General features: G+C 58.9%; 14 protein-coding genes. 7 read left to right on the top strand and 7 right to left on the bottom strand.

Annotated elements, in window-relative coordinates:
• Nucleotides 1-2: 2 nt before the first annotated feature.
• Nucleotides 3-683, bottom strand: coding sequence for a TetR/AcrR family transcriptional regulator (locus C1719_RS02640; RefSeq protein ID WP_102373665.1), 681 nt, complete (start codon nt 681-683; stop codon nt 3-5).
• A gap of 659 nt (nt 684-1342) precedes the next feature.
• Between C1719_RS02640 and C1719_RS02630 the strand changes: the two genes are divergently transcribed.
• From C1719_RS02630 to C1719_RS02610, 5 genes are all read left to right on the top strand, one after another.
• Complete coding sequence (locus C1719_RS02630) at nt 1343-2476, top strand: aminotransferase (protein WP_102373663.1); 1134 nt, start codon at nt 1343-1345, stop codon at nt 2474-2476.
• Between the two features lie 13 nt (nt 2477-2489).
• Complete coding sequence (locus C1719_RS02625) at nt 2490-3653, top strand: aminotransferase class I/II-fold pyridoxal phosphate-dependent enzyme (protein ID WP_102373662.1); 1164 nt, start codon at nt 2490-2492, stop codon at nt 3651-3653.
• Between the two features lie 145 nt (nt 3654-3798).
• Nucleotides 3799-4773, top strand: coding sequence for a biotin--[acetyl-CoA-carboxylase] ligase (locus C1719_RS02620; RefSeq protein ID WP_245874283.1), 975 nt, complete (start codon nt 3799-3801; stop codon nt 4771-4773).
• A 146-nt stretch (nt 4774-4919) separates the two neighbouring features.
• Nucleotides 4920-6284, top strand: coding sequence for a PFL family protein (locus C1719_RS02615; protein ID WP_102373660.1), 1365 nt, complete (start codon nt 4920-4922; stop codon nt 6282-6284).
• 291 nt (nt 6285-6575) lie between these two features.
• The gene (locus C1719_RS02610; protein WP_102373659.1) at nt 6576-7163 is read left to right on the top strand and encodes a GGDEF domain-containing protein; all 588 of its coding nucleotides are present in this window, start codon (nt 6576-6578) and stop codon (nt 7161-7163) included.
• 85 nt (nt 7164-7248) lie between these two features.
• Here the strand turns inward: C1719_RS02610 and C1719_RS02605 are convergent, their stop codons facing one another.
• The 5 genes from C1719_RS02605 to C1719_RS02580 form a co-directional block, all read right to left on the bottom strand.
• Nucleotides 7249-7980: a TlyA family RNA methyltransferase gene (locus tag C1719_RS02605; protein WP_102373658.1), complete on the bottom strand. Its 732-nt coding sequence runs from the start codon at nt 7978-7980 to the stop codon at nt 7249-7251.
• A gap of 50 nt (nt 7981-8030) precedes the next feature.
• Nucleotides 8031-10433, bottom strand: coding sequence for an HAD-IC family P-type ATPase (locus tag C1719_RS02600; protein WP_102373657.1), 2403 nt, complete (start codon nt 10431-10433; stop codon nt 8031-8033).
• Between the two features lie 356 nt (nt 10434-10789).
• Entirely contained in the window at nt 10790-11830 is a 1041-nt protein-coding gene (locus tag C1719_RS02595; protein WP_102373656.1) for an aspartate-semialdehyde dehydrogenase, read from the bottom strand.
• A 70-nt stretch (nt 11831-11900) separates the two neighbouring features.
• The gene (locus tag C1719_RS02590; protein WP_102373655.1) at nt 11901-13181 is read right to left on the bottom strand and encodes an aspartate kinase; all 1281 of its coding nucleotides are present in this window, start codon (nt 13179-13181) and stop codon (nt 11901-11903) included.
• Nucleotides 13182-13789: 608 nt separating this feature from the next.
• Nucleotides 13790-15019: an MFS transporter gene (locus tag C1719_RS02580; RefSeq protein ID WP_180963432.1), complete on the bottom strand. Its 1230-nt coding sequence runs from the start codon at nt 15017-15019 to the stop codon at nt 13790-13792.
• A 111-nt stretch (nt 15020-15130) separates the two neighbouring features.
• On the opposite strand from C1719_RS02580, the gene C1719_RS02575 reads away from it, so the two are divergent.
• Together C1719_RS02575 and C1719_RS02570 are read left to right on the top strand one after the other, a co-directional pair.
• Complete coding sequence (locus C1719_RS02575; protein WP_102373981.1) at nt 15131-16093, top strand: zinc dependent phospholipase C family protein; 963 nt, start codon at nt 15131-15133, stop codon at nt 16091-16093.
• A gap of 4 nt (nt 16094-16097) precedes the next feature.
• Nucleotides 16098-17054 carry a trimeric intracellular cation channel family protein gene (locus C1719_RS02570; RefSeq protein ID WP_102373653.1) on the top strand — a complete coding sequence of 319 codons (957 nt, stop codon included), beginning with the start codon at nt 16098-16100 and terminating at the stop codon, nt 17052-17054.
• A gap of 138 nt (nt 17055-17192) precedes the next feature.
• Here C1719_RS02570 and C1719_RS02565 read toward each other — a convergent pair whose 3' ends face one another.
• Nucleotides 17193-17825: a DUF47 domain-containing protein gene (locus C1719_RS02565; protein ID WP_102373652.1), complete on the bottom strand. Its 633-nt coding sequence runs from the start codon at nt 17823-17825 to the stop codon at nt 17193-17195.
• Between the last annotated feature and the right edge of the window lie 10 nt (nt 17826-17835).

Genomic DNA, 17835 nt, shown 5'->3' with positions numbered 1-17835 from the left:
GTCTAAAGCTTTATCGATTCGCCTGGCTTGATGAAAAGAAGCCTCATTGCGATGAGCGCCATCTCCTCCGAGCTCTCCCGCATACCCGTTTCGATCCACTGCATGATCACGCCGAGGTAGGCGGATGCGAAAAACGCAATGTAGTAGTTCACGAACGGAGTTGGATCGTTCCGATAGCGTTCGTGGAGGATGGACTGGATAAGGTTGCCGCATACCGAATCGCGCAGACGGGGACCGAAGCCGACATCGCCGCCCGGCCCGAGCACTGCATGGAGGAAACGGCCCTCTTCGCGCAGGTAATCGAACAGCTCTACGAGGAACGGAAGGGGCTTCTTCTTAACTTGGAAGTAGAGTATCTCCTTCAAGCTCAGGTCCTTCATCTTGGCCTGAAAGCGATCGAGCTCTTCCATGATCTCGTCCTCGAACGTTTCGAGGAGGTCTTCCTTATCCTGGTAATGATTGTAAAACGTGCCCCGATTCAAATCGGCGCGGACGCACAGGTCGTTCACGGTGATGCCATCGAACCCGCGCTCTTCCATAAGCACGATGAGCGCATCGCGCAGCGCCTTCTTCGAGCGCGTGATGCGCCTGTCGACCGTGCATGCGACGGGGACCCGCCTGCCTTCGATTCCCGCCAGCCCTTCCGCTGTTGCGCGATCAAGCGCCGCTGCGGCTTCGGCCATGACACCTTCCTTCCGCAGGCTGCACGGCACCGTATGCGCATTGCCCCTGCTCATCTTAATAATGAACATTTAGATCAATAATCAACACTTTGTTCAATAGTGTATTGTAGGGGAAAGGAAGCGATTTCTCAACCGAAACGGGGTATCTGTTACATACGTTCACCTGTTTCGCAAGAAACGCCGGCCCCGCAGCTCCCCTCGATTCCATAGCTTCCTATAGGTAATGCGTTTTCCAATCCGGGCTCCCATTGCGGTGGCGATCGGCTTATAATGGGTCGTGTCTGCACGAATCGAATGAAAGGATCAGATATGAGGTCAGAACAAGTATGCTAACCGGCGGCGCTCGCGCCGCTACGATTCATGCCTTTTTCAGCACCGATCGACAATCTCCCTGCACCGCCCAAACCGCTTTCCGCACACGGGAAAACCCTGTCTGGAAACAAGCAGCTCTCGGCTTCTTTCCCTTTCCGCCTTCCGCGCAAACAAGCCTTCGGCAGACGCGGAACGCACCGCGTCAACCCGCTTCAAACGACGAAGCCCCTCGACTCCTTCCTCGGCCTCAGCCCCGCCCGCATTCGCCACGTCCGCCGGCTCGGGCAAAGCCCCAAAATGCACGAACATCCTGATGAAAAACCAAATCGTTCCATAGGAGGATACCGATGAAAATCCGCGACTTCGGCGTTGAAATGTGGATGAACGCCTACGAAAACGACTGCACGTACAACCTTGCCGAAACATGCGTGAAATCGCTTACCGTCGATGAGCTGGTGGCGCTCGCCGGCAGAGGCGACGATGTCTGGGATGACATCCGGTCGATGCAACTCACTTACGGCGCCATCGAAGGATCCGATCGCCTCAGGTCGGGCATCTGCGGCCTGTACGAAACGATGGACATCTCCAATATCTCCATTACCCATGGAGCCATCGGCGCAAACGACCTCGTAATCAACGCGCTCGTCGAACCAGGGGATCGCGTCATCAGCGTGCTGCCAACCTACCAGCAGCTCTACTCGATCCCCGAATCGCTGGGCGCAACGGTAAGCATCTGCCAGCTCAAGCCCGAAAACGGCTTTCTGCCCGACCTTGACGAGATGCGCGCGTTCGCAGAAGCCGGAGTCGATCTCATCTGCGTCAACAACCCCAACAATCCTTCGGGAGCGGTCATGGATGAAGCGTTCATGCGCGAAATAGTCGCCATCGCACGCGAACACGATGCCTGGGTGCTCTGCGACGAAGCCTACCGCGGCCTGACGCACGCTCCCTACGGTCAGAACTTCGCCCCCGCCATGGCCGACCTTTACGAAAAGGGGGTGAGCGTCGGTTCGTTCTCGAAAACCTTCTCGCTTGCCGGGCTCAGACTCGGCTGGGTCGCCGCTCCGCAGGAACTCGTGGAGCGCATCAGCCACAGACGCGATTACAACACGATCAGTTGCGGCATGATCGACGACTATCTGGCAACGATGGCCATCGAGAACCGTGAAGCTCTTTTGCGCCGCAATCTCAAGATCGTCGCCGACAACGCCGCGGTCCTCGATGCGTGGGTCGCATCCGAACCGCGCATCGAATACGTAAAACCGCAGGGAGGCACAACCGCATTCCTGCGCTACGACGCGGACATCGATAGCGAAACGTTCTGCAAGCGGCTGCTCGACGAGAAGAGCGTGCTTCTGCTTCCCGGCTCAGCCATGGATATGGACGGATGGCTGCGCATCGGATACTGCTTCGCCGCCGACACCGCGCAGCTCGAACGCGGCCTCGAACTCGTTTCCGAATTCCTCGACAGCCTCGATTAGACCGGGAGCAAGCATGAAACGGTTTTCTTCGCAACGGGTGCTCGGAAGCGATGGGCTCAAAGCCATGATGGCCGCGTCCGATGCGGCCCTTCTCGACGAAGTGATCGACCTATCGCTCGGCGACCCCGATCTCGATACCGACCCGCGCGTCATCGCAGGGGCTTTCGGGGATGCAAAGCGCGGCTTCACCCATTACGCACCCGCCCTCGGCGATCCCGAACTCCTCGAAGCGATCCGCTCGGTCTGGCGCGACGATTACGGCATCGTCGTTGAAAACGGCCAGGCCATGGTTACCGCAAGCGGCTGCCACGCGATGTGGCTGCTGCTTTCCGCCATCATCGACCCCGATGACGAAGTGGTCGTCTTTTCGCCGTTCTTCCCGCCCTACCCCGATCAGATCAAGGCTGTAGGCGGCAAGCCGATCATCGTCGAAACCGATCCCGATCAGGGGTTCATCCCCCATGTCGACAGCCTCGAACCGGCGATCGGGCCGAAGACCAAGGCCGTCATCGTCAATACGCCCTGCAATCCGACCGGCGCGTGCTTGACCCGCACGCATATGGAACCCCTGCTCGCCGTATGCGCGCGGCACGATCTGCTGCTCATCGCCGACGATATCTACACCGCCTACGACTTCGGGTCGCCCTTCGTTCCCTTCGCCCAGCTTGAGCAGGCAAAGGGGCGCGTTGCCACCGTCAAGTCGTTCTCGAAGGATTACTGCATGAGCGGATGGAGAATCGGATACGTCGTCGCTCCCGCCGACGTCATCGCCGCCATGCGCAAAGTCAACGAGGGCAACGTGTTCACCGCACCCATCGTTTCGCAGCGAGCGGCGCTGCATGCCCTTCGGTTGAGAAAGGAGATCGAGGGACGCGTGCATGAGGTTTACGGCAAACGCATGGCCTATGCACTCGACAGGGTCAGGCGGATCGAGCGCTTGGATGCGGCGGCTGCAAGCGGCAGCCTGTACCTGTTTCTCGATATCAGAAAGACCGGTTTTACGAGCGAAGGATTCGCCGCCGAGCTGCTCGCGAGGGAGCGCATCTCCGTTATCCCCGGAAGCGCATTCGGAGCGGCGGGAGAAGGATTCGTGCGCATTGCGCTCAGGGTCGACATCCCCGCGCTGTCTTCGGTGTTCGACGCTATTGAAAGGGTCGCATCGAGCCCCCGTTGCTAAACCGCCCCTGCATCGAAGCCCGCGCGCATCGATCGGACTGGCTTGCGCATAGCCCGAGCCAGTCCGATTGTCACCTGTTGCCCCCTAGTAACGTTGACAGGAAACGGACGCTCTCCTACCATGCGTATACCGATCGGAAGGGCGCATGACATCGACCAAAGACACACTGCTCCGAATGCTGGAAGATAGCTTAGGCCAGCATATTTCGGGCGCAAAGCTCGCCCGATCCCTCGGCGTCAGCCGCAATGCGGTATGGAAAGCCGTCGAGTCGCTGCGCCGCGAGGGCTACACCATCACAGCCGCAACCAACAAAGGCTATGCGCTCTCCCAAGAAAACGACCTTCTCTCCCCTCAGAGCATCGGACGGTATCTTCCATGCGATCACCCTTTCGATATCGCCGTGCGCAAGCGCGTTGATTCGACGAATTCGGAAGCCCGAAGACGGGCTCTCGAAGGAGCGCGCGAAGGCACGGTCATCATCGCCGAAGAACAGACGAAGGGAAAAGGCCGCCCTGGAAAATCATTTTACTCGCCTGCTTCGACGGGATTGTACCTGAGCATCGTTTTGCGCCCCCGCCTGCAAGCCGACCAAGCGCAATACCTGACGACCGCCGCAGCCGTCGCAGGAGCTCGGGCCATCGAGCGCGTTACCGGCAAACAAGCGCTCATCAAATGGGTGAACGATATCTACTGCGAAGGCAAAAAAGTATCGGGCATCCTCACCGAGGGCTCCATCGATATGGAATCGGGACGCTTCGAGCACGCCGTGCTCGGCATCGGAATAAACGTCAAGAGACCCCAAGGCGGCTTCCCCGCCGACCTCATCGACGTTGCGGGAGCCCTCATAGACGATGGGCAAGGTGCCGTGCGAAGCGAACTTGCCGCCCGGATTCTGATTGAGTTTTGGGATCTGTACCAAGATATCGAGTCGCGCTCGTATTACGAGGAGTACCGACACCGCTGCTTTCTTCTAGGAAAGCCCCTCGTCATCACGCACAACGGTTCGCGCGTTCGCGCCAAGGCGATCGATATTACCTCCGATTTCAAACTCGTCATCGAACTTCCCGACAAAAGCACGCTTGAGCTTCCCTACGGCGAAGTCAGCACGCGCCCTGTTTAACGGGTGCACAAAGGTCTTGGGGGATTGAGGGATAATGTCTCGTCTTCGGTAACCGAACTCGGGTTATTTGCTATGCTGTAGCGCGTTGCCGAGCGGCGCGAGCGCTTCGGACAACACCATAGTTTGCGAAGAGAAGGACAGACCCCATGCAGATCACACCAGCCGAAATACGCGAAACCCTTGCGATGGTGAGCAAACAGCACCTCGACATCCGCACGATCACGCTGGGATTGAATCTGAGAGGCTGCACGCACGAAAGCATCGACGTTATGGCAGCCAAGGTCTACGACCGCATGACAAGCGCAGCCGAAATGCTCGTACCCACCGCTGAACAGCTCGAGCGCGAATACGGCATCCCCATCATCAACAAACGCATCTCGGTTACGCCAATCGCGGAGATCTGCGCCGCAACCGATGCTCAAGATTTCACCCCCATCGCCGTTGCAATGGACCGCGCCGGCAAAGAGGTCGGTGTCGATTTCGTCGGCGGCTTTTCCGCCCTTGTGCACAAGGGGGCCTCCAGCGCCGACATCAGGCTCATGGAGTCCATCCCCCATGCCCTATCGGCAACCGACAACGTGTGCTCTTCGGTCAACGTCGGCTCGACGCGCGCGGGCATCAACATGGATGCCGTGCTGAAAATGGCCGGCATCGTGAAGGCTACCGCCGAAGCTACCGCCGATCGCCAATGCATCGGAGCGGGCAAGCTCGTCGTATTCTGCAACGCGGTCGAGGACAATCCGTTCATGGCCGGCGCATTTCACGGATCGGGCGAGGCGGATGCCGTCGTCAATGTGGGAGTTTCGGGTCCGGGCGTCGTGCGCGCCGTGCTGGCCGACATGCCGAAAGACGCCGATATCACGAGCGTCGCCGAAGCCATCAAGGCCACGGCGTTCAAGATCACCCGCGCAGGCGAGCTCATGGCGCGCGAAGCGTCCAAGCGGCTCGGTGTCAGCCAGGGCATCCTCGACCTCTCGCTTGCCCCCACCCCGGCGGAAGGCGATTCGGTTGCCGAGATCCTCGAAGCCATCGGCGTGGGCACCTGCGGCGGACCGGGCACAACAGCCGCGCTCGCCATGCTCAACGATGCCGTTAAGAAAGGCGGAGTTATGGCCTCTTCTTCGGTCGGGGGCCTTTCGGGCGCCTTCATCCCCGTCTCGGAAGACGCGGGAATGATTCGCGCTGCCGAGCAGGGGGCGCTTTCGCTTGAGAAGCTCGAAGCTATGACCTGCGTGTGTTCGGTTGGGCTCGACATGATCGCTGTCCCCGGCGACACGACGGTCGAAACCATTTTCGGCATCATCGCCGACGAGTGCGCCATCGGCATGATCAACAACAAGACCACCGCGGTGCGCATCATTCCAGCCATCGGCAAAACGGTTGGAGACAGGCTCGATTTCGGCGGCCTTTTGGGCTATGCGCCCGTCATGCCCGTCAACCAGTACGCAGGTACCGTTTTCGCCCATCGCGGAGGCAGATTCCCCGCCCCGCTGAATTCCCTGAAGAACTAGTCGAAGCGCGCGGGCTCAATCCGCGCGCTTCGACAACCGAATGCCAAAGGCTACGCCCGAGCATGCTCGCGTCCCCCTTTTTCGCAGCTGTTCGAAACAAGCGTTTTCGTCTCGGTCATCGGCATATCGCCACACATCGGCGCGGACCGGCCATAGCACGCAATCGCTCGAGATAAATATTGGTCTGTTTGATCATATTTACACGCACGAGGAAGGCCCTTGGCCCTATAATGACTTAACTTTACTCAGAGGGGGTCTCGTGAAAACGATCGTGTATGCATACTTCGTTCCATGATGGCCGTACTGCTAACCACCGTCATACTCGAAATCGTCTTCCGATTCCATTTCCTCAACTACGCAGCCTCGGCAATCGGCTTTTCGGCGTACTATCTGCTACAGAACATCAATTACTTCTCGAAGGACCCGCTGACCGGCATAATGAACAGGCAGATGTTCGATTTCAAATTCCGTAAGGCAAGCGAATCGCAGAAACCGATGCTCGTGGGATTGCTCGACATCAACGATTTCAAGAACATCAACGATACCGAAGGACATGAAGCGGGAGACCGCGCTTTGGTTCTCTTCGCCGAAACGGTTGCAAAATCCCTCGGCAGAAGCGCGGAGCTCTACCGCACGGGCGGAGACGAATTCATGCTGCTCTCCTCTCTTGAAAACGAGAAAGAGGTCATCGAATCCCTCCCTGCTGCGCTCGAGGAAACGAAAAAGAACGGGGTCGGATTCGCTTACGGGCTCACGACGCACCGCGCAGGAGACGACCCGCAAGAAACGCTACGTCGCGTCGACAGGGAGATGTATGCAGATAAGGCGGAGATGAAGCGGACGCTCGGGCGCAGGGCCGCCGACGCCCGCGAAAGCTAGGCGTCGGATTTCGAGCATTGCAGATATCGGCCACCGCCTGCCCGTCTGCCGCCTGTCGGTCCGCCCGCTTGCACGGCCTGAAAGATCAGCGGCCGTACACCGCGCGCACCAGGTACTCGACGTTGCCTTCGGGCCCCTTGATGGGCGATTCAACCACACCGGTCGGCTCGAAACCAGCTGCAAGCAGAGCGCTTCGAACCTCTTCTATCACGCGCTCGCGCACCGCCTCGTCTCGAACAACGCCGCCCTCCGTTTCGCCTGGACGCGATTCGAACTGCGGCTTCACCAACCCGATGAACACCGAACCCGTATGCGAAAATCGAGCAAACACAGAGGCGAGCTGGGCCAACCCGATAAAGCTCAGATCGGCGACCAGCAAGTCGAACGGCGCCCCTACCTCAGCAGGATCGGCGAGTTTGATGTTCGTCCTCTCGAAAACCGATACCCGTGGATCCTGGCGCAACGACCAGGCAAGCTGTCCGTAGTTCACATCGACGCATGCAACCGATTCGGCCCCGGCCTGCAGCAGGCAATCGGTGAAACCCCCTGTGGACGATCCGATATCGATGCAGCGCAAACCGCTCGCATCCTGCCCGAACGCATCGAGCGCGCCTTGGAGCTTGTGCCCCCCGCGCGAGACGAATCGTTTGCGGTTTTTCACGACCACGGAAGCGTCGGGATCCACCTTGGCAGCCGCACTCGTCGCGTACGCATCGTCCACCTTGACTTCATGGGCGAGCACGGCACGCAACGCCGCATCGGCATCCGAGAAATAGCCCCGCTCCACGAGCAGCGTATCCAGTCTGACTTTTTTCATGACAGCATTATACCGCGGCGCCAAAGAGCCGGCTTCGCCGCATCGATCCGCTAAACAAGCTCGTCCTGCCTTTTCGCATGCCACGAGCCGAAGGCCTGATACAGCACGTTGAACACCGGCACGGCCGCAAGCGCTGCAACCGCGAACGCGACGATCATCGGTTGCGTGAACGGTTCGATGCCGAACAGCGTCGGGAACACCGTCGCGCCGAGGATCACGCCACCGATGACAACGACGATAAGTGCAGCTCTGATCGGCGTGAACGGAAATGACAGACGCACGATAAGAAGCAGGCCCACCCATGCGGTCGCAAGCACGCACATCGTCGACACCTGCGCATAATCGAGGCCGAGCGTCGTATACGACACGATGTTGAGGCCGAGCACGGCGAGAATCGCCGTGATGGAACCCGGCAGCGAACGCACGATCACGTTGACGAGGAACTTCCCTTTGACGCGATCCTTGTTCGGCTCGAGCGCAAGCACGAACGAGGGCAACCCGATCGTGAACGCCGATATGAGGGTCATCTGGATCGGCTGGAACGGATACTGCCACGGCAAAACAATAAAGCACACGGCAAGCACCATAGACAGCACGGTCTTCACCAAAAAGAGCGATGCAGATCGCTGCAAATTGTTGATAGCCCGCCTTCCCTCGGCAACGACCTTGGGCATCGAGGCGAAATCGTTGTTCACAAGCACAAGCTGCGCCACGTTGCGCGCAGCATCGGAACCAGCGGCCATCGCAACCGAGCAATCCGATGCTTTGAGCGCAAGCACGTCGTTCACGCCGTCGCCCGTCATGGCCACCGTGTGGCCGGCTGCCTGAAGCGATTGCACAAGTTTCTTCTTCTGTTCAGGCGTCACGCGCCCGAACACCTGATAGCACGTTGCCGCGTTTTCGAGCGCCGCGTCGGAAAGCAGCGTCGTAGCGTCAACGTAGGAATCGGCATGGGGAATGCCGACGATCTGCGCTATGCCCGAAACGGTACGCGGATCGTCGCCCGATATGACTTTAAGATCGACGCCCTGATCGATGAAGTACCTGATCGTCTGCTCGGCCGTAGGCCGGATCTGGTCCTTGATCGCGATGAGGGCGAGAGGTTGAGGATCGCCGAGCATCTTCCCATCTCCGTCAAACCCTTCGACGCGGGCGAGCACCATGACGCGCGCGTTCTGCGCAAGCTCCTCAACCTGGGTGCGCACCGCCTCGTATTTCTTGCCGAGTACGAACTGCGCCGCGCCCATCGCATAGCTCGCACCCGTGTCGAACACCGCCCCCGACCACTTCTTGTCGGAGGAGAACGGGATGGCCCGCTTGATGCCAAGGCGCTTCACGGGCTGCGCGGGACCGTTCGCGCGCTTTCGCCCAACCCTTGCGGCGCCGGGCTCGGGTATGACATCCTGATAGTAATCGATGATAGCCTGCGCGGTTTCGTTGGGATCCTCATCGGCTCCAGCGATTGAGTAAAACGCGCCGTGAGCCTCGTCGATGCCGCAATCGCCCAGCGTAACCACGCGATCGACTTCCATCTTTCCCGTCGTGATCGTGCCGGTCTTATCGAGGCACAGCGTATCGACGCGCGCCAGCGTTTCGATGCAGTACAGTTGCTGGACAAGCACCTTGCTTTTTGAAAGGCGCACGACCGCAACGGCAAGCACTGTCGAGGTGAGCAGTATCAGCCCTTCGGGAATCATTCCCACAAGGGCTGCCACCGTCGAAAGGATTGCCTGGTTGAGCTCGATATAGGCCCCCGTGAAGTACTCGCGCGCAAAAAGTATGGCACCGAGGGGGAATATGATGATGCTCACGAACCTGATGATGCCGTTCAGGCTGTTCATGATTTCGGAGTTGACAGCCTTGTGCTCTTTCGCCTCGGCGCTGATCTTCGCGGCGTAATTATCGGCGCCCACATGCGTCACCTGGGCATAAACCGTTCCCGCGTTCACGAAGCTGCCGCTCATAAGCTGCGAGCCGGGCTCTTTGCGTACAAGCTTGCTTTCGCCGGTGAGGAGGCTTTCGTTCACGTCGCACGTGCCGTGCACCACCGTTGAATCCGAAGGGATCTGATCTCCCCTGCCAAGCACGACGAGATCGCCGAGCACGATTTCGTCGACGGCTATCTCTTGGCGAACGCCGTCACGAACAACCTCGACCTTCGTGCTTGCGATGATGCTCAACCGATCGGTCGTGCGCTTGGAGCGAATCTCCTGAATGATGCCGATCGCCGTGTTCAACACGATCACGATCATGAAAAGCATGTTCTTGTACGACCCGGTAACAAGCACGAAACACGCGAGAACGAGATTGATCGCATTGAACAGCGTGCAGACGTTGGAGGCGATGATCTGCTTGACCGAACGCGTCTTGACCGACGCATCGACGTTCACATCGCCCCGGGCGACGCGCGCAGCGACATCCGAAGAAGAAAGGCCCTTGAGCTCCTCTTCCATCAATCCTCCTCCGTACGTTTGATGCATTCAGTATAGCGAAAGCGAACTTCTGTTATTCGCCGCACATTATTTGCACACGACGGCGCATGCTCGTATCTTTACGCGTTTCTAATCCTCGCCGCGAAACCTTAACGCTTCGCTTATGCGGCCTCGTCTATGATGCAGGTCACAGGAAGGAGCCGCTCATGGTTGCAACGATATTCGGTATTCTCATTTTGCTATGCGGAGCGTTTCTGCTCTCGGTTCTTTTGTTCTCGCCCGAAAACGAGGACTTCCACTTCGGAAGGCCCCGCCAAAACAAATGAGCCCGCCGGATGGCGGGCTCGCGGTATCGCTTGCGACGCGCAGAGGCGCGGCTACGGAAGAAGCAGTTGCGCGATCTGCACGGCGTTCAAGGCAGCGCCTTTGCGAATCTGGTCGGCGACAACCCAAAGCGCAAGCCCGTGCTCGACCGTCGGATCTTTGCGCAAACGCCCGACGAACGTGTCGTTCGTGCCCGCAAGCAAGCCGGGCATGGGATAGGTGTTGGAGCTGCAATCGTCCATGACCGTGATCCCTTCGGCCGTCTCGTAGGCCTCCCGCGCCGCTTCGACGCTCACCTCGCCCGAAAATTCCACGTTGACCGATTCGGCATGGCAGCGCAGCACCGGTACGCGAACGCACGTCGCTGCAACCGCGATGCTCTCATCGCCCATGATCTTCTTCGTCTCGACGACCATCTTCCACTCTTCTTTGGTGGAATCGTCGTCCATGAACACATCGATATGGGGTATGCAGTTGAAAGCGATGCGATGCTGGAACACCTCGACCTTCAACTCCTCGCCGTTGAGGAAATCTTTGGTTTGGCTGTAAAGCTCTTCCATCGCCGGAGCACCGCCGCCGCTTGCCGCCTGGTAGGTGGAAACGACCACGCGCTTAATGGGAGCGATGTCATAGAGCGGCTTCAGCGCGACGACCATTTGGATAGTCGAGCAGTTCGGGTTCGCGATCACGCCCGAGTGCCAGGAGACATCGTCGGGGTTCACTTCAGGCACTACGAGCGGCACGTCCTCGTCCATGCGAAACGCACTCGAGTTATCGATCATCACAGCGCCCGCCGCCACGACCGCCTCGCGCATCTCCTTCGAGATGCCCGCCCCGCACGAGAACAGCGCGATATCGACGCCCTTGAACGACTCGGGCGTCATCTCCTGCACGATGAGCTCCCCTGCGGGAACCTGTCCGCATCCGGCAAATTCGATTTTCTTGCCCGCCGACCGCGCCGATGCGAGCGCGCGAATTTCCGAAGCAGGAAAATCGAGGTCGTGCAGCACCTGCATGAACTCCTGGCCAACGGCACCGGTCGCGCCGGCGACTGCAACCACGGGGTTCGCCGGCATCGCTTTACTCCAAGACATATCTTTCACCCTTCCGCACGTGCGCATCTCGTTTGCGCACGTTCATTTTCATCTTAGCCGCCTTGCGCCTTTATCGGCCCTTCTGCATCTTGGCCGCAATCTCTTCGGCCGAAAGCTGCGTCTCCTCGAAGACGCTATCGGAATCGAGCCCGAAAGCCGTATGCAGGCACTGCACGGCAGCCGCCGCCTGGGCGGCGTCGACCACCATGGACAAGCGAATGGGAGAAGTCGAAATCGCAAGGATGTTGATCTGGTTTTCGCCGAGCGTCGTAAACGCCCGAGCAGCCACACCGGGACTCGATTTCATGCCCGTGCCGACAAGGCTTACCTTCGCGATGTCATCGTCGATAAGGTATTCGCGCGCCTCGATTTCTCCGACGATCCGATCGAGCGTTTCCTTCGCTCGCGGAAGATCGGCACCAGGACAGGTGAAGCTGATGTCGGTAATGCCGTCCTTTGAAATGTTCTGAATGATCATATCGGTGTTGACGGCGTTGCCCGCCAGCGCGGAAAACACCTTGGCCGCTACGCCCGACATATCGGGAACCCCGCGAATCGTCACTTTGACCTCGGATGTATCGTGAGCGATGCCCGTGATGACCGCTTCTTCCATGGAAGGTGTCGCCTCCTTGATGAACGTACCCGTCGTGTCGGAAAACGCCGATCGGGAATGAATGACCACGTTGAACTTGCGCGCGAACTCGACCGCACGCATCTGGAGCACGCCCGCACCCGCACTCGAAAGCTCGAGCATGTCGTCGTAGTTGATTTCGTCGAGCTTCTTGGCACGCGGCGCCACGCGGGGATCCGCCGTGTACACGCCGTCGACGTCCGAATAGATTTCGCATACGTCGGCGCCGATGCCCCACGCAACCGCTACAGCCGTCGTATCGGATCCGCCGCGACCGAGCGTGGTGATGTCGCCGTTCTGATCGATGCCCTGAAAACCCGCCACCACAGGAATGAACCCCTCGGCGATGGCCTCCTTGATGCGCTCGGCGTGAATCCGGCTGATCTTCGCCCGCGCATGGGCGCAATCGGTTTCAATGCCGGCCTGGCGCCCCGTGAAGCTCATCGCGCGGTAGCCGCGCGCTTCGATGGCCATGGCCAAAAGCGTCATGGAAACCTGTTCGCCGGTCGACAGGAGCCGATCCATTTCGCGAGCGGGGGGATCGGTGTTGAGCGCTCTGGCCAAACCAACCAATTCATCGGTGGTCTTACCCATCGCCGAAACAACGGCAACGACGTCGTTGCCGGCTTGCCTGCTTGCGATGAGGCGCTTCGCAACCATCTGGATGCGCTCCGGCGATGCAACCGAGGTACCGCCGAATTTTGCAACTATGAGCGACATATCTCTGTCTTTCTGAATATCAAGCCAACGACCCTACACTATAGCAAAAGTACACGGACCAAGCCCACGCAGGCCTTCGATTATCGAACAATCCCCAAGACAAGCGGACGAAAACGAGGCTCACGGTGGGAGTTCGCCGATTTTCGCTGGCCGAAGGCGGCGAAAGAGGGTCAATATGCACAAAAATCAGCAGATCATACATGCCGGAGGCCGAAAAACAAGCCAAGAGACGCTTACCGATGCGCAGAAGAGCGTTTTCCCTGATCACGAATCGGGAAGCTCCTTCCCGGGGCATCATGTCGGCACAGCTTTGTATGAATCTGGGAAAAAATGTGCACATCGGGACGCGTTGCCTTCCCGCGAAGAGGTCGACAAGCGGCGCGACGGAGAAACGGCAGCAGCACAACGACGACGGTGCGACGGCAGCACGGCAGCGGCACGATATCAGCACGGCAGCGGCGCGCTCGCGGCAAAACCCGAACGGGGGCGCAAGCAAATCCACCCGTCCATGCCCTTCGGCATCGCACCTCTCCGATCGGCGCATCAAGAAGCGATGCGCTCGGCGCAGACAGCGTCTCCCAGCGTTTTCGATGCCCGGAAGCGAACCCCTATGCCTTTTCGGGCATCCTCCACAGCAGGATGAAGCCGACGATGAACAGCATGGCGATGGACAGCACGCCGATCGAGGGATTGCCCGTCATCTGCGTGAAAAACGATACGAGGAACGTTCCCATGATAGCGGCATACTTTCCGAAAATGTCGAAGAAGCCGTAGTATTCGTTGGCATGCTCTTTGGGAATGAGCTTCCCGAACTCCGACCGGGAGAGCGCCTGGATGCCGCCCTGGAACAGACCCACGCAAATGGCGAGAATCCAGAATTCGACCGCGCTTTTGAGGAAGAACGCCGCAAACAGCGTGATGCACAGGTATGCGAACACGCCTACAAGCAGCATGCGCTTCGTTCCCACTTTGCCCGAAAGCCTTCCGTAGACGATAGCCGAGGGAAAGGCGACGAACTGGGTAACCAGCAGAGCCAGCACGAGCTGCGTCGCATCGATGCCCAGATCGGTGCCGTAGCTCGTCGACATCTTGATGATGGTGTGGACGCCGTCGATGTAGAAGAAGAAAGCAAGCATGAACAGGCGCAGCTGCTTATCCTTGAAAATCTTCTTCAACGTGGAAACAAGCCCGGTAAACGTATCCTTGAACAAATGCACCGTTCGCTCTTTGAAATGGGTCTGATGAACGTTCCTGATCAGCGGAATGCTGAAAGCAACCCACCACACAGCCGTGATGATGAACGCTATCTTCATGCCGAGAGCCATGTCGATGCCGATGGCGCCGCCGCCGAGAACAATGGCCAAAGACGCGATGAACGGCACGCACGAACCGATGTATCCCCAAGCGTAACCCTGCGAAGACACCTCGTCATAGCGCGAATCGGTTGCCGCCGCGTCGACCAAGAACGCATCGTAGAACACCATCGAGCCGTTGAGCATGATCGAGGCAACCACATAGACGATCAGAAACGGCAGAGCCGTGGAAGGCAGACCGAGGGCGGCAAGCGCCACCGCGCCCGTCCCCACGCACCCGACGAAAAACTTCTTCTTGTTGCCCTTCAAATCGGCGAGGCTTCCCAGGATCGGCATGAGCAGCGCGAGCAAGAGGGAGGCCACCGTTTCGGCATAGCCCCAAGCCACCACCACCGAGGAACCCGGCTCGGCGAGCGTTTGGAAATACACGGGAATAAGCGCAGTAGCCAGCAAGACAAAAGCTGAGTTTCCCACATCGTACAAAACCCAGCTTTTCTCTTGCTTCGTCAACTTCAATGCAGCCACGTGTGATCCTTTCAACAAGAGCGTAACGAGCAAGTTTTCAACTCTCTCCCAATTGTATATGATGGGGGCTGGCGCTTCAGTAAAATAAATGACAAGAATGAGAGGCCGTCCATGCCGGCAATCATAACCCACGATGCATTCGGTCAGGATGTCTACCACGAGCTGCATGCATCCATCGGCGAAACGCGCGATGAGTACGAAGCGTTTCTTCTGGGGAACCAGGGTCCCGACCCGCTGTTCTACACCGTTATCAACCCGAGCCTGCGCGAGTTCAACCAGCTTGGTTCGACCATGCACAGCGTCAAGCCCACCGAGCTCATCGCCGCCTTCAAGGATTCCCTTTCCGTGCTTTCCGAAGACGAATACCCCGTCGGGCGCGCCTACGCGCTCGGATTCCTATGCCACTACACGCTCGACTCGTCGATGCACCCGCTCGTGTTCGCGCAGCAATATGCGATTTGCGATGCGGGCATCGACGGCCTCTCCCGCGAAGACGGCCACGAGGTCCACGGCACGATCGAAAGCGAGTTCGACGAAATGGTGCTCTTCACCGTTCGCCATCAGACCATAGCCTCGTTCAACCCTTCCGTCGAAATCCTCAAAGCGAGCGATTTTGCCCTCGAAACGATTTCGAAGATGTACGCCTATGCGGCCATGACGGTGTACGGCCTGTTCATTCCCTCGGACATGTTCGCTACTGCCGTTCGCAGCTTCCGCTTCGTCCAGGGGCTCTTCTACTCGCCCACCGGCAGCAAGCGGACCGTCATCAGCCGCATCGAGGAGCTTGTGCGCCCCTATTCGTTCTACCGCTCGATGAGCCATCGCCCCCTCGAAATCACGGAAAGCCAGTTCGACAACCACGAGCGAGCCACCTGGGAAAACCCCTTCACTGGAGAGACGAGCGATCTGGGATTCTGGGAGATATTCGAAAACGCCCGCGAAAAAGCGAAGGGCAACATCGCCGCGTTCGCCGCGAAAGGCTTCAATGCGGAAGGCTCCCGGGCCATCACGAACGACCTCGATTTCTCGGGCGAGCCGACAACCGCCACGCTCGTCATCGTAGACGACGAATAGCGCCATGCTCGAAACCGTCCTCGCCGTACCGTTCTGGCTCGAGCTGGCCGCCGCACTAACCGGCGGCCTTTCGGGCGCCATGAGCGCCGTGCGGGCGCGCTACGACATATTCGGCACCGTCTGCATAGCCTGCACCTGCGGCTTGCTCGGAGGCGTGATCCGCGATGTGCTGCTTCAGAACTACGGCATCTACGCGTTTCAGAAGCCGACGCTCATCTTGGCCTGCGCAATAGCCGGCGTCGTGGTGTTCTATTTCGGCAAGCTCGCCACCTACCTCGATCCCATCGTCGATTTGCTCGACAACATCTCGGTTGCGCTCTGGGCGGTCATCAGCGTGGGCAAGGGCCTCTCAGCCGGACTCGACATCATCCCCTCGATCATCCTGGGAACCATCACCGCCGTCGGCGGCGGCATCATGCGCGACGTTTTCATGAACCGAGAACCCGAAGCGTTCCAGGCGGGAACGCTCTACGGCTCGGCTGCGCTCATCGGCTCCACCGCGTTCGCGCTCATGAAGCAGAACCACCTACCCGAACAGCTCTCTTCGCTTAGCCATATGCTCGACCAATGGGCGCCGTTCGCATGCGTAGCCCTCGTGCTCATCCTGCGTTACGCCTCGCTGCTCTTCGGGTGGCGAACGAAACCGCCGCGCGACTATTCCGATGTGGTCACCAAGGCCGTCGCCAGACCGGTGAAAAGCGTAGCGCGCCGCGTAAAGCCCCCGAAGGGCAAGATCGAACGCGAAAAGGAAAAGGAGCTGCAGGCAAGCGGCAGGCTCATCCGAATACGAAAGCGCAAACCCGACCTCGAGCAAGCGTCGCAGCCAAGCGATCCGAGCGATCGGATACTCGTCAAAGACCTCTCCGAAATCCGAGAAGAGACGGCTGCCGAGCCGAAAGACCCCTTCGAACCGCAAACGCCCGACCCCCGCACATCGAACGACCGCACGCTAAACGAATAGCAACGGGATCCGAGATCCGAGCGCACAGCAAACCACCGGCCGAAGCCGGTGGAAACGTTCGATCGATTGGAATGAGCGCGCCGTGCCTCAAGCGGAACGACTGTCGCCCCCTGCGCCTTTCGTAAGTGCTGAGACCTGTTACGAGTTCTTTAGCATGATCGTGCGCATGGTGTCGGCCGCATGCTCGCAGGCATCCGTGACTTTTTCCATGCGGGCGAACACCTGCGACCAGATGAGCACACGCAGCGCGTTGTCACGATCCTTCGTGTGCAGCTCGCGGATCGTAGCCATGTAGAAATCATCGGCCTCTTCCTCGTAGCTGTTCACATCGATGATGGACTGCTTGAACGTCTTGGATTTCTTGAAGTCGCGGAAATCCTCCATCGCATGGTCGAGCGCCTTGCAGCTCTTGTTGATGAGCTGAGCGAACTCAAGCGCCCGGTCATGCATGAAGTGGATGTCGTACATGTAGAAGCGCTGAAGCACGTCTTCGATGTAATCGACGATGTCGTCGAGGTACTGCGTGAGCGAGATGATGTCCTCGCGCTCGATGGGAGTGATGAAATCGGTCGCGATAGCCGTATACATGTCATGGCTGATCTCGTCGCCTTCGTGCTCGATATCCTGAGCACGCGGCATGATGTCCTTGATGGCCTCGGCCGTTGTGAAATTCTCGATGGCTTCGATGAGGAGTTCCGACTCCTTGACCGCAAGCGCGGTCTGGCGCTCGAACGCCTCGAAATAATCGAACTTCTTGCTCTTCTTGCCCATCAGTCGCTCC

The sequence above is a fragment of the Raoultibacter massiliensis genome, from assembly GCF_900199545.1.
In the GTDB taxonomy this organism is placed as follows: Bacteria; Actinomycetota; Coriobacteriia; order Coriobacteriales; family Eggerthellaceae; genus Raoultibacter; species Raoultibacter massiliensis.
Note: the sequence above shows the minus strand (reverse complement) of the source record. Positions and strands in the feature narration are given on the sequence as shown.

Excerpts from the sequence above, each read along its gene's own strand:
- C1719_RS02640 (WP_102373665.1), bottom strand. The coding sequence starts at position 683 with ATGGCCGAAGCCGCAGCGGCGCTTGATCGCGCAACAGCGGAAGGGCTG.
- C1719_RS02630 (WP_102373663.1), top strand. The coding sequence starts at position 1,343 with ATGAAAATCCGCGACTTCGGCGTTGAAATGTGGATGAACGCCTACGAA.
- C1719_RS02625 (WP_102373662.1), top strand. The coding sequence starts at position 2,490 with ATGAAACGGTTTTCTTCGCAACGGGTGCTCGGAAGCGATGGGCTCAAA.
- C1719_RS02620 (WP_245874283.1), top strand. The coding sequence starts at position 3,799 with ATGACATCGACCAAAGACACACTGCTCCGAATGCTGGAAGATAGCTTA.
- C1719_RS02615 (WP_102373660.1), top strand. The coding sequence starts at position 4,920 with ATGCAGATCACACCAGCCGAAATACGCGAAACCCTTGCGATGGTGAGC.
- C1719_RS02610 (WP_102373659.1), top strand. The coding sequence starts at position 6,576 with ATGATGGCCGTACTGCTAACCACCGTCATACTCGAAATCGTCTTCCGA.
- C1719_RS02605 (WP_102373658.1), bottom strand. The coding sequence starts at position 7,980 with ATGAAAAAAGTCAGACTGGATACGCTGCTCGTGGAGCGGGGCTATTTC.
- C1719_RS02600 (WP_102373657.1), bottom strand. The coding sequence starts at position 10,433 with ATGGAAGAGGAGCTCAAGGGCCTTTCTTCTTCGGATGTCGCTGCGCGC.
- C1719_RS02595 (WP_102373656.1), bottom strand. The coding sequence starts at position 11,830 with ATGTCTTGGAGTAAAGCGATGCCGGCGAACCCCGTGGTTGCAGTCGCC.
- C1719_RS02590 (WP_102373655.1), bottom strand. The coding sequence starts at position 13,181 with ATGTCGCTCATAGTTGCAAAATTCGGCGGTACCTCGGTTGCATCGCCG.
- C1719_RS02575 (WP_102373981.1), top strand. The coding sequence starts at position 15,131 with ATGCCGGCAATCATAACCCACGATGCATTCGGTCAGGATGTCTACCAC.
- C1719_RS02570 (WP_102373653.1), top strand. The coding sequence starts at position 16,098 with ATGCTCGAAACCGTCCTCGCCGTACCGTTCTGGCTCGAGCTGGCCGCC.
- C1719_RS02565 (WP_102373652.1), bottom strand. The coding sequence starts at position 17,825 with ATGGGCAAGAAGAGCAAGAAGTTCGATTATTTCGAGGCGTTCGAGCGC.